Annotated in this window: 9 protein-coding genes; 4 read left to right on the forward strand and 5 right to left on the reverse strand. The window is 73.7% G+C overall.

All coding sequences use genetic code 11. The annotated features are described in order from the left end of the window. Positions 1-24 precede the first annotated feature (24 nt). Positions 25-1,458 (reverse strand): DUF11 domain-containing protein, encoded by a 1,434-nt coding sequence (locus OG389_RS28295; RefSeq protein ID WP_328301251.1) that lies wholly within the window; start codon positions 1,456-1,458, stop codon positions 25-27. 288 nt (positions 1,459-1,746) lie between these two features. Between OG389_RS28295 and OG389_RS28300 the strand changes: the two genes are divergently transcribed. After that, positions 1,747-2,457 carry a TetR/AcrR family transcriptional regulator gene (locus OG389_RS28300; RefSeq protein WP_328301252.1) on the forward strand — a complete coding sequence of 237 codons (711 nt, stop codon included), beginning with the start codon at positions 1,747-1,749 and terminating at the stop codon, positions 2,455-2,457. A 153-nt stretch (positions 2,458-2,610) separates the two neighbouring features. Next, a complete protein-coding gene (locus tag OG389_RS28305; RefSeq protein WP_328301253.1) occupies positions 2,611-5,127 on the forward strand; it encodes an MDR family MFS transporter in 2,517 nt (838 codons plus the stop codon). 16 nt (positions 5,128-5,143) lie between these two features. Here the strand turns inward: OG389_RS28305 and OG389_RS28310 are convergent, their stop codons facing one another. Then, positions 5,144-5,929: a VOC family protein gene (locus OG389_RS28310; RefSeq protein ID WP_328301254.1), complete on the reverse strand. Its 786-nt coding sequence runs from the start codon at positions 5,927-5,929 to the stop codon at positions 5,144-5,146. A gap of 184 nt (positions 5,930-6,113) precedes the next feature. Here OG389_RS28310 and OG389_RS28315 point away from each other — a divergent pair, with 184 nt between their 5' ends. After that, positions 6,114-6,974: a sulfurtransferase gene (locus tag OG389_RS28315; RefSeq protein WP_328301255.1), complete on the forward strand. Its 861-nt coding sequence runs from the start codon at positions 6,114-6,116 to the stop codon at positions 6,972-6,974. A gap of 118 nt (positions 6,975-7,092) precedes the next feature. Here OG389_RS28315 and sepH read toward each other — a convergent pair whose 3' ends face one another. After that, positions 7,093-8,109: a septation protein SepH gene (gene sepH, locus OG389_RS28320; RefSeq protein ID WP_328301256.1), complete on the reverse strand. Its 1,017-nt coding sequence runs from the start codon at positions 8,107-8,109 to the stop codon at positions 7,093-7,095. 538 nt (positions 8,110-8,647) lie between these two features. On the opposite strand from sepH, the gene OG389_RS28325 reads away from it, so the two are divergent. Then, entirely contained in the window at positions 8,648-9,493 is an 846-nt protein-coding gene (locus tag OG389_RS28325) for a hypothetical protein (RefSeq protein ID WP_328301257.1), read from the forward strand. 19 nt (positions 9,494-9,512) lie between these two features. On the opposite strand, the gene OG389_RS28330 is transcribed toward OG389_RS28325, so the two are convergent. Continuing rightward, positions 9,513-10,847 carry a D-arabinono-1,4-lactone oxidase gene (locus OG389_RS28330; RefSeq protein ID WP_328301258.1) on the reverse strand — a complete coding sequence of 445 codons (1,335 nt, stop codon included), beginning with the start codon at positions 10,845-10,847 and terminating at the stop codon, positions 9,513-9,515. After that, positions 10,792-12,054 (reverse strand): MFS transporter, encoded by a 1,263-nt coding sequence (locus OG389_RS28335; protein WP_328304162.1) that lies wholly within the window; start codon positions 12,052-12,054, stop codon positions 10,792-10,794. Before OG389_RS28335 ends, OG389_RS28330 begins: the two co-directional genes overlap by 56 nt. Between the last annotated feature and the right edge of the window lie 45 nt (positions 12,055-12,099).

A 12,099-nucleotide genomic window follows, 5' to 3' on the forward strand; every position in this document is an offset into this window, starting at 1 on the left:
CGCGGATGTCGCGGCGAACCGCCGTCACGGGCGGCGCGCCCGGAACGCCGTCCGCAGTGCCGCTCCACCGGTCACCAGCGCGGCCGAGGTCCACAGCAGCCAGGCCGGGACCGTGGCGCCGGAGTCGGCCAGGTCGCCGCGGCCGCCGTGCTGCTCCCGGCCGTCATGCTGCTCCCGACCGTCGTCGCGGCCGTCCTGCTGGTCGTCGCGGCCGTGGTGGCCGTGGTGACCGTCCTCCCGGCCGTCCTCCCGGTGGTCCTCCCGGCCTTCGTGCCCGCCGTGCTGGTCCCCGTCCCCTTCGGACACCAGGCACAGGCGGCCGCCCTTCGGCCCCGTCGTCCCGGGCTCGTTGGCGTTGTCCGAGAGGTCGGGGTCGAAGCTCACCGAGGTGACGCGGGCGATGTTCTCGATGGGCGTGCACCTGCTGGCCGGCGGCTGGGCCGACCGCTCCCCGGTCACGGCACGCACCGTGATCCGGAACTCCGCCTTCTCGCCGGCCGCCAGGCGCTCCAGCGGCGGACACACCACCAGCCGGTCCCCGCCCTTGGCGACCGCGCAGTCATCGGGTGAGGAGAGCAGGACCAGCGAGGACGGCAGCCGGTCGGTGACCTGGAGCTGCCGCGCCGTCGCGGGGCCCGCGTTGCGCACCGTGATCAGGTAGGTGAACTTCTCTCCCGGCCTGACGTGCTCCCGCCCCTTCGCGAGCACTGCCGTCTTGCGGATCGACAGGTCCGCCGTCCGCGCGCTGGGCGGAATCTTCAGGCCGGTCAGGGAGGAGGTGTTGTTCCGGGAGTCCGGGTCCGCGGTCGCCGCGTCGACGACCGCTTCGTTGACGATGTCCGTACCGTCCCCGAGGTAGCCGGGCGCGAGCCGTACGGTGAGCACCCAGGCGTGCGACGCGCCCACCGCCAGCGTGGCCAGCGGCCCGCACACCACCGTCCGGCTGTTCGCGGTGCAGCCGTCTCGGGACGAGACGAACTCCAGGGAGAGCGGCAGCCGGTCGGTGACGCGCACCTGCCGGGCGGCGGACGGTCCGTGGTTGGTCACCGTCACGACGTAGTCGAACGTCTCCCGTGCCGCCGCGTCCGGGCTCTCCCGGCTGTCCCGGGCGCCGGTCGCCGCCGGCCGCAGCGCGACGCCCGACACCGCCAGGTCCGCTCTCTCCGGCACCTGTGGGGTCGGGCCGGCTCCGACGTCCACCGGCCCCGTTCCCGGGGAAGGCCGCCGCCCCGTACCGGCGGCAGGCGCGGCCGGTACGGCGGACGCGGAGGCTGCCGGGGGCTCGTGGGCGTCGGCAGCCTCGGGGGCCTCGGACGCGGTGGTACCCAGGTCCGCCGGGGCCGACGCCGCGACAGGTGCCGCGGAGAGGAAGCAGCATGCCGCCACCGCGCAGAAGGCGGTCGCCGTGCGCCGGCGCCGGTGCGGGCCACCGGTGCGGCTTCTCAAGACACGTCGCATCGGGTGCCCTTCGGGGAAGACGACTCGCCCAAGGAGGACCAGTGCGGTGATCTATTCACACAAATAGGCAGGAATGGTGCGGTCGCTCTGATCATTTATGACTAATGGGTGATCGAATTCAGCCCGTCGGCCGTACGGCGGTGAGGTCGGGTCGGTCCGCCCGGACCGAACGCCCGCCGTCCGGGCCGTCGAGGTTCGGGAGCGATGTTCCCGCGCCTGGGAACGCTGTAGCCACGGCATACGATGTGCCCTCGGATTGATCAGTGGACTGATCAGAGGAGTGTCGCGATGTCCGAGGAACCAACCCCCGCACTGGTCTGGGCCCGGGAGCCGCGCACTGCGCGCCGGCAGAGCCTGAGCATCGGGCGGATCGTGGCGGTGGCCGTCGCCATCGCCGACGCGGAGGGCCTGGAGGCCCTGTCCATGCGCCGGCTGGCCACGGACCTGAGTTCCGGGACGACCTCGCTCTACCGCCATGTCGCCGGCCGGGACGAACTGCTGGACCTGATGGTCGACGCGGTGCGCGGCGAGCACCCGGCGCAGCCGCCGTCCGGCGACTGGCGCGCCGACCTGGGTGGCGTCGCCCGCCGGCTGCGCGCCGACCTGCTGCGGCACCCGTGGCTCGGCAGCGAGCTGATGTCCCGCCCGGCGCTCGGGCCGAACTCCGTGCGCCGGCTGGACTTCGCGCTGGCCGCCGCGGCGTCGCTGACCCCTGACGCGACCCTGGCCGTCACGCTCATCCGCCCGCTGCACCACTACGTACTCGGCGCGGTGTCGGACCAGCTCGCCGAACAGGACGCGCAGCGCCGCAGCGGCCTGAACCAGGAGCAGTGGCGGGCGAGCGTCGGTCCGTACATGCGGGACATCGTCGACAGCGGCGTGTACCCGCACTTCGCCCGCTCGGTGATCGAGGCGCAGGACCTCGCCGCCGACGAGCAGTTCGAGTTCGGGCTCGACTGCCTGCTCGCCGGGATCGCCGTACTCGGAACGGATCGATGAGCGGGCCCCCGAGACGGGCGCCCTGGAGGCGCGGCTGTCGCCCGCGGTGGTGGCGCCGGTGAGGCCGCCGCCCTCCTGCCCCGGGCGCGGTGGCCTTGGTGAGATTCGGCCGATGAGCCCCTTCCCGTTGGATAGTTGGACTATCTTGCTGTCGTGGACCAGCTGATCGTCGAAGACCCGACCCGTATCGGCCCGTACCGTCTGATCGCCCGGCTGGGCGCGGGGGGCATGGGTCTGGTCTATCTCGGCCGCTCCGAGGGCGGGCGCACCGTGGCCGTGAAGGTCGTGCAGGCCGAATACGCGGGGAACCCCGAGTTCCGCAGACGGTTCGCCCGGGAGGTGGCCGCCGCGCGGCGGGTGGGCGGGAGTTGGACGGCCGCCGTCCTCGATGCCGACCCCGATGCCGCCGTGCCCTGGGTGGCGACCCAGTACATCCCGGGACCCGATCTGCACTCCGTGGTCGCCAAGGACTTCGGGCCGCTGCCCGAGCACTCGGTCCACACCCTCGCCAACCGTCTCGCGCTCGCCCTGCGGGCCGTGCACGGGGCGGGCCTGATCCACCGTGACCTCAAACCGTCCAACGTCCTCGTCACCGTCGACGGCCCCCGCGTCATCGACTTCGGCATCGCCCGCGCGATGGACAGCCTCGCCGGGGACAGCCTGCTCACCAGTACCGGGATGCTGATCGGTTCCCCGGGCTTCATGTCGCCGGAGCAGGTCCGCGGTCTCGAACTCACCCCGGCCAGCGACGTCTTCTGCCTCGGAGCCGTCCTCGTCTACGCGTCCACCGGGCGTCTCCTCTTCGGCGCGACGGACACGGGCCTCAACGCCCACCTCTTCCGCATCGCCGAGGAGGAGGCGGACCTGACCGGCGTACCGGAGACGCTCGTCGGTCTCGTGAGCGAATGCCTGCACAAGGACCCCGCCCGGCGGCCCACCCCCGAGCAGGTGGCCGCCCGCACGGCGGTGGACCACGCGGGGGAGTGGCTGCCGGGCGCAGTGCTGGCCCAACTTGGCCGACACGCAGCCCAGTTGCTGGACTACGCCCCCGCGCCCGCCGCCGAGGCCCCCGCCGGGCGGCCGGACCCCCGGGTCCCCTCCCCGCGTCCCCAGCTCCCCCCGCCGCCCGCGTACGCCCCCACGACCCCCGCGCACCCCGGTCCCGCGCAGGGCTTCGGACCGCCCCCGGGCTCACCCGCCGACGCCTGGCCCGCGGCGGCGTCCGCGGCGTCGTCCACGACCCCCCAGGAAGCCTCCCCGCGGGGCGGGCGCCGGGGCCTGGTGGTGGCCGGCCTCGTGCAGCTGATGGTGGTGCTCAGTGCGGCGGTCTTCAGCATGGCGGTGCCGTCCGTCCAGGCGGACCTCGACCTCGACTCCGACGGCCTGAGTCTGATGTTCACCGCCTATGTGGTCTCCTTCAGTGCGCTGCTGCTCCCCGGCGGGCACCTGGCGGACCTCGTGGGCCGCAGGCGGACCCTGGTCATCGGCCTGGCCGGATTCGCGGCGGCCTGCGCCCTCGGCGGCTCGGCCGGCGATTCCGTGACGCTGATCCTGGCCCGGGTCCTGCAGGGTGCCTGTGCCGCGCTGCTGACACCGGCCGCGCTCGCCCTGGTCACCGCCGGCTCCACCGACCCCAGGGAGCGGGGCCGGGCCCTGGGGGTCTACGTGGCGTTCACCGGCGGCGGTTCGGCGCTCGGGCTGCTCGCGGGCGGATCGCTCCTCGACAGCCTGACCTGGCGCTGGTGCCTGTACGCCCCCCTCGCCATGGCCGCGATCGCCCTGATCGGCGTACTCACGCTGCCGCAGGACCGCCCCGGCACCTCCGGCTCACGCCTCGACGTGCCGGGAGCACTGCTCGGTTCGGGCGGGCTGGCCGCCCTGACCTACGGACTCGGCGAGGTGGAGTCCGGCGGCACGCTCAACGTCCTGGCGCTGCTCCTGGTCTGCGTCGGCGTCGCCCTGCTCGCGGCCTTCCTGTGGTGGCAGACCAGGACCTCCAGCCCGCTGCTGACCCCGTACGCCTTCATGGGCCGCAACCGGGCCGGCTCGCTCCTCGCCCTGGTCCTGGCGGGCACCGGTGTCCTCGCCCTGTTCGCTTCCATCACCTTCTACCTGCAGCGGTTCCACGGCTACCTGTCGCCCGCGACCTGGACGCTCCTCCTGGTCCTGACCGCCGCCATCGTGATCGGCTCCACCCAGGTGTCCGCCCGGCTGCTGCACCGCGCCCCGCCCCAGGTCCTGATCGCCGCGGGGCTGGTGCTCACCGCGGCCGGGCTGCTGCTCCTGGCCGGGGTGGACGAGAGCCTCTCGCCGGGCCGGTCGCTGCCCAGCATGGTCCTCACCGGCCTCGGCCTCGGCATGGCCTGGGTCCCGCTCTTCGCCACCGTGACCGCCGGCGTCGCACCCCGGCAGGCCGGCGGGGCCTCGGCCGCCATCGCCACGGCCCAGCAGCTGGGCGAAGCGATCGGCGGCATGCTGCTCGGCCTGGTCATCGCCGGCCTCGGCCGCCCCGAGTCCACGCAGGGCGTGACCCGGTGGCTGATGGGCGGCTACTCCGCCTTCCTCTGGTGGGGGTTCGGCGCCCTGCTGCTCGCGGCCCTCACCGGCGGCCTGATGGTCACCACCAGGGAACCCCGGCGCCCCGGAGGCCAGCCCGCCGGGACGCCCTAGGCCAGGGCCCCGAGGGTCAGTTCCTGGGGCGGACGAGCGTGAAGACGGCGCCCTCCGGGTCCGCGACCGTAGCCAGCCGACCGCTGAGGCCCTCGCGCGGTGGCTGGACGATCCGGCCGCCGAGCCGCAGCACGTGGGCGGCGGCCGCGTCGGTGTCCTCCACCTCGAAGTACGTCATCCAGTGCGGCCCCCTGTCGTGGGGCAGGGACCGGCCGACCCCGTGCACGGCGGCCACCGGCCGGCCCTCCAGCAGCAGCGTGAGGTAGTCGAAGTCGTCGCGGGCCTCGGCGTGTGCCCGCGCCTCGTGGCCGAAGACGTGCTCGTAGAACTTCCCGACCGTGGAGGTGTCCTGAGTGACCAGCTCGTGCCAGACCGGGGTGCCCGGCCCCCCGGCCAGCCCGGTCCCGAGGTGGGACGCGGCCTGCCAGAGCCCGAAGATCGCGCCGAGCGGGTCCGAGCAGATCGCCACCCGCCCCGCGACGCCCGCGTCCAGCGGGCCCACCGCGACCGTGCCGCCGCAGGAGCGGATGGACTCGGCCGTCGCGTCGGCGTCGTCGGTGGCGAGGTACGTCGTCCAGGCCACCGGGAGTTGGCGGTCCGGCGGCATCTCGCCGATGCCCGCGACCTCCCGCCCGTCGAGCACGGCCCGTACGTACGGGCCGAGCTGCTCCGGGCCGGGCTCGTACTCCCAGCCGAACAGGTCCGCGTAGAACTCCTCGGTGGTCCCGAGGCCGTGCACCATCAGGCTCGCCCAGCACGGCGTGCCGGGCGTGCGCCGCGTTGCTTCCGATGCCTCGGTCATGTCAGCCGTCTCCTCCGTCGTCACGCTCGTGACGTTTCCCGGAGCTGATGCTTCCACTCCGGCGGGCTCGGCGCGCCCCGACCGGCCGGGCTTCGCACGAGCCTGGAGAGATGACCGGATCCGTACGGCCCGTCGATGTCCCGCTTGTTACACGGGGTGCGTGCCGGGGAGCAAAATGGCCCGCATGACTGCCAACCCGCCCCCCTCTCCGCTCCTCTCCGCCGCCGATCTGAAGGAGGAGCTGGCCGGCCCGCGGCCGCCGGTGCTCCTGGACGTCCGCTGGCAGCTCGGCGGCCCGAACCTGCGGGCCGAGTACGGGTCCGCGCACCTGCCGGACGCCGTCTACGTCGACCTCGACGCGGAACTGGCTGGCCCGGCGGGCTCGGGCGGACGCCATCCGCTGCCGGATCCCGAGGAGTTCGGGGCGGTGATGCGGCGGGCCGGGGTCTCGGCGGACGCGCCGGTGGTCGTGTACGACGGAGGACAGGGCTGGGCGGCGGCCCGCGCCTGGTGGCTGTTGCGCTGGACGGGTCACGCACGGGTCCGGGTGCTGGACGGGGGACTGGCCGCGTGGACGGCCGCCGGCGGTGCGCTGTCGGCCGAGGTCACTCCCGTGAGCGAGGGTGATTTCAAGCCAAATCCGGGTGGTATCGGACTGCTGGACGCGGACGCGGCGGCGGTGCTGGCCCGGACGGGTGTCCTGCTGGACGCCCGGGCGGGGGAGCGGTACCGCGGAGAGGTGGAGCCGATCGACCCGGTCGGCGGCCACATCCCGGGGGCGGTGTCGGCGCCTACCACGGAGAACGTGGGTCCCGGAGGCCTGCTCCTGGACGGTGCCGCGCTGCGGGCGCGCTTCGAGGGCCTGGGCGTTCCCGTGGACGGGACCGCCCAGGTCGGCGTGTACTGCGGCTCGGGCGTCTCGGGGGCCCACGAGGTACTCGCGCTCGCGGCGGCGGGCATCCCGGCGGCGCTGTACGCGGGCAGCTGGTCGCAATGGTCCGCGGACGGTTCACGGCCGGTGGCCGTCGGCGAACTGCCCGGCTAGACCGGCGGGGGGACGCGGCCCGGAGGCGAAGGCCCGCGGCCCGAGGCCCGCGGCCCGAGGTCCGCGACCCGGCCCGGGCGCCCCGGCGGCGGTGTGCTCCGCCGCCGGGATCCGGGCCTTACTCCTGCTTCTTGCGGCGGGTGCCGAAGACGATCTCGTCCCAGCTCGGGACCGCCGCCCGGCGGCCGGGGCGGACGCCGTCGGCCTCCGCCTGCCGGTCCGTCGTGCCCGTCAGCCGGTCCCGGTGGCCCGCGACGGTGCGCGGCATCAGGACGTCCGCGTACGCGGATCCCGCACCCGTCGACGCCGAGGCCGCGGGCGGCTCCTCCGCCTCCGGCTCCGGCACGGGTTCCGGGACCACCAGGTCGCCGCGGAAGCTCGGGACCGCCTCCAGCAGTGCCGTCAGGGTGTCCCGCTCCTCCTCGGCCTCCGGCTCCGGCGGGGGAGCGGGCGCCACAGGGCGTTCCATCTGCCGGTCGAGGGCCCGGTCCAGCGGCCGGTCGCGCGGCAGCCGCGCGATCCTCGGTACGAACGGGAAGCTCGGCTCGGGGGTCGCCGGCAGGTCGTCCGACTCACCGATCAGCGAGCGGGCCTCGTCGTCCACGGCCACGACCAGCCGGCGCGGCGGGTCGTAGGTCCAGCTCGCCGAGTGCGGTTCGCCCGCCACCCGGTAGACCAGCAGGACCTCCCAGGTGCCGTCGTCGCGGCGCCAGGAGTCCCACTGGACGGACTCCTTCTCCGCCCCGCGCAGCGTGAGCCGTTCCTGCACGGCCTCGCCGAGCTGGGGCCCGGTGTTCTCGCCGGGGCGGCGCACGGGCGTCTTGCGGGCCCGCTCCGCCATGAACGCGCGCTCGGCGAGCACGGGGCCCTCGAAGCGGCGTACGCGGTCGACGGGGATGCCGGCGAGCTGCGCGACCTCCTCAGCGGAGGCGCCGGCCCGTATGCGGGCCTGGATGTCGCGCGGGCGGAGGTGGCTCTCCACCTCGATCTCGATCTGATTCAGGCGCGCACGGTCGTTGCGCACGGCAGCCCGGAGACGCTCGTCGATCGGAAGCGTGTACTCCGTGCTGTCCGCAGCCTTGAGCACCAGTCGTGTGCCGTCATTTGAGACGGCCACGACACGCAGTTCGGGCATGGGGACCTCCCGGGTGGTGCCTGCCGACGTCACGTGCGTCGCTGCTTCCGCTAGTCGAGTGTGGCCTGCCCGGGTGCAGCCTGCCACTACCTTGCCGAGTTAAACCGGCGTGTCGGGCATGCGCCCTTGATCGCTGTTATGGCACGGTTACCTGTTGGGCACGCACAGTGACCGAATGATTACTGTGCGCAGCAGGATCCCGGGCAATATCGCGGCATCGCCGGTCTCGAGTGCCGTTTCTCCATCAGCCGGCCCCCTCTCCCGGGTCCGGACATCCGTAAGGAAGGACGGCCCCAGGGCTCGCCACAGTACTCCATTCGGGCCACCTGGGTGGACCGCCGCGCCGCCGAACTTGTCTCGGACGGCGGGAGTTGTGCTGCCCCGAATCGGGTCCCCATCCGGCCGGACCTGGGCGTGCGTCCGATTTCAGGTGTCTTGCTTCACAGAATCTCCGGAAATGGAACTATCCGCTTCGCTCATGTGTCAGTAACTGAAGGAAGCGGAGAAGCGCGAGAGGCGGGACACGCAGGGGATGGCGATGGGTCAGAAGACCGGGCTGGACAGCGAGCTGGGGCCGGAGAAGGAGAAGAAGAAGCTCGACCTGAGCGGGACTCAGGTAGCCGCTTCCTCCCTCGCCACCGTCGCGGCCGCCCTGCTCGCCTCGCAGATGGGGGTCTACGGGACCATCCTCGGCGCGGGTGTGGTGAGCGTGGTCGCCACCGCCGGCGGGCCCGTCATCCAGCACTTCTTCCGGCGCACCGGCGACCAGCTGCGCGAGAGCGCCCGCCCGAGGAGCCGTCAGGTGCCGGTGGAGGGAGCCCGCGAGGAGCGGGCGCCCGACGGCACGATGATGCCGCGCGCCGTACCCGCCGGGGCGGGGCCCGACGAGGAGTTCGGCGCGGCCACCGTCCACGGCACCCGCGTACGGGGCCGGAAGCGCACGGCGATCGCCTCCGGCCTGGCGTTCGCCATCGCGCTCGGCGGCATCGGGACGTACGAGGCGGTCGCCGGCACCTCCGTGAGCAAGGGGGGCGGGACCGTCTTCTCCGGCGGCACCCGGAAGGCGGGCGACGACAAACCCGCCGCGCCCGGGCACGAGCCCGACGGCAAGGGCGGGAGGACCCCGGGGACCGGGAACTCCCCGAGCCCCTCGCCCTCGACCGGCCGGCGCAGCCCCGCTCCGGACCCGGACACCTCGCCGTCCCCGGGCCCGACGTCCAGCCCGACCCCGCCGGAGCCCGACCCGACGCCGACCCCCACGCCCCCGCCCTCCCCGGCGCCGGACACCGGCGGGGCGACGCCGGGCGGTACCGGTGCGCCCACCGGCACGGGCACGGGCACCGGAACCGGCACCGGCACCGGCGGGCGGTCGCCCGCTCCCTGAGGCGGCCCCGGCCCCGGCCTCAGTCCCCCAGCACGCGCCGCAGGTAGTCGTTGCCGAAGGTCCGGTCCGGGTCCAGCCGGTCCCGGAGCGCGGTGAACTCGCCGAAGCGCGGGTACACCTGGGCGAAGTACTCCGCGTCCCGCGTGTGCACCTTGCCCCAGTGGGGCCGCCCGCCGTGCGCGGTGAAGATCCGCTCGGCGGCCGTGAAGTAGGCCTGGTACGGAGTGCCCTTGTACATGTGCACCGCGATGTAGGCGCTCTCCCGGCCCGAGGCCGTGGACAGGGTGATGTCGTCCGCCGGGGCCGTCCGCACCTCCACCGGGAAGCTGATCCGCATGCCGGAGCGGTCGACCATGGCCTTCAACTCCCGCAGCGCCCCGACGACCTGCTCGCGCGGAAGGGCGTACTCCATCTCCACGAACCGCACCCGGCGCGGACTGGTGAACACCTTGTAGGGGATGTCCGTGTAGGTCCGCGCCGACAGGGCGCGGCTCGCGACCCGGGCGATGGCGGGGATGGCCGCCGGGACCGCGAGGCCGAAGGAGTTGACGGCCTGGAAGACGCCGTTGGAGAGCAACTCGTCCTCGACCCAGGCGGAGAGGGCTCCGGGCGGGGCGGCCGGGCCCTGGCTGCGGTTGTTGCGCTTGGTGTTGCAGTTGCCGGTGTGCGGGAACCAGTAGAACTCGAAGTGCTCGTTCTCCGCATGGTGCTGGTCGAACTCGGCGGTCACCCGGTCGAAGGCCATCGGCTCCTCGCGGGCGGTCAGGAAGAAGAGCGGCTCCACGGCGAAGGTGATCGAGGTGACGACGCCGAGCGCCCCGATGCCGAGCCGGGCCGCGGCGAAGACCTCGGGATTCTCCTTCTCCGAGCACGTCAGCAGCCGGCCGTCGGCGGTGACCAGCTCCAGGCCGCGGATCTGGGCGGCGATGGAGGCGGAGTCGCGGCCGGTGCCGTGGGTCCCGGTGCTGGTGGCGCCGGAGACCGTCTGCTCCATGATGTCGCCCATGTTGGTGAGCGACAGGCCTTCCCCGGCGAGGGCCAGGTTGAGGTCCTTGAGGACCGTGCCCGCCGCCACCGTGACGGTGCCGGCCTCGCGGTCGATCGCCTGGATCCCGGCCAGCGCCTGAGGGCGGATCAGTACGCCGTCGGTCGCGGCGGCCGCGGTGAAGGAGTGGCCGGTGCCGACCGCCTTCACCTTCAGCCCGTCCCCGGCGGCCCGGCGGACCGCCTCCTGGAGCTCCCCGACCGATGTCGGGGTGACCACGCGCACGGGCGTGGCGCTGACGTTGCCCGCCCAGTTATGCCACGCGGCGGTCCGTGTCCCGCTGTTCCCTGCTGTCCCCGTCGTCGCCATCGTTGGAGGGCTCCTCCCCTTGCGCCGACCTCGTCAGTCGGCGGTAACCCGCGAACGCAACCGCCGCCGCGGCGGCCCCCGCCGAGATGGAGACGACGTACCCGGTCCTCGCCCCGGCGGCGTCGATGACCCAGCCGGCCGCGGAGGAGCCGAGCGCGACCCCGACCGCGAGGCCGGTGCTGATCCAGGTCATGCCCTCGGTCAGCTTCGCGCGTGGTACGTGCGCCTCGATCAGGGCCATCGTGGTGATCATCGTGGGAGCGATGGCGAGGCCCGAGACGAAGAGCGCCACGGCCAGAAACGGAAGGTTCCCGGCCAGTAGGAGGGGGATCATACTCACGGCCATCGCACAAATGCCCAGCACCCACCTGCGTTCGGCCTTGCTCTTGAGGTGGAGCAGGCCGAAGACGATGCCGGCGAGACAGGATCCGCCCGCCCAGATGGCGAGGACGAAGCTGGCGGCGGCCTTGTGCCCCTGCTCCTCGGCGAAGCCCAGGGTGACCACGTCGATGGAGCCGAAAATCGCCCCGGTGGCCACGAAGGTGGCCACCAGTACCTGGAGTCCGGGGGAACGCAGCGCGGAGGTCCTCCCGGTGTCCTCGCCGCGCGGGTGCGGGGCCGGCTCGGTGGAGCGCTGCGCGGTCAGCCACCACACGCCCACCAGCAGGCAGACCCCGGCGACCAGGGGGCCGGCCTCGGGGAACCAGGTGGTGGAGAGCCCGATGGCGATGATCGGGCCGAAGATGAAGCAGACCTCGTCGAGGACGGACTCCAGGGAGTACGCCGTGTGCAGTTCGCGCGGGGAGTCCCGGTAAATGGCCGTCCACCGGGCGCGGATCATCGAACCCACGCTCGGCACGCAGCCGGCGAGGGCGGAGAAGACGAACAGGGTCCAGTCGGGCGCGTTGTTGGCCGCGCAGAGCAGCAGGCCGGCGACGGCGACGACGGCCAGCAGGGCCGCGGGGCGCAGGACGCGCCGCTGGCCGTACTGGTCGACCAGGCGGGAGACCTGGGGGCCGACGACGGCGGCGGAGAGCGCGAGGGTGGCGGTGAGCGCGCCGGCCAGCGAGTAGCGGCCGGTGAGCTCGGAGATCATCGTGAGGATGCCGACGCCGACCATGGAGATCGGCAGGCGCCCTATGAGGCCGGCCGCGCTGAACCCGCGACTCCCGGGGGCCGCGAAGATCGCGCGGTAGGGACTGGGCAAGGTGCCCTCCGTAAGGGACGTCATTGGCCCATACAGGTTACGGCC

This window comes from Streptomyces sp. NBC_00435 (assembly GCF_036014235.1).
Lineage (GTDB): Bacteria > Actinomycetota > Actinomycetes > Streptomycetales > Streptomycetaceae > Streptomyces.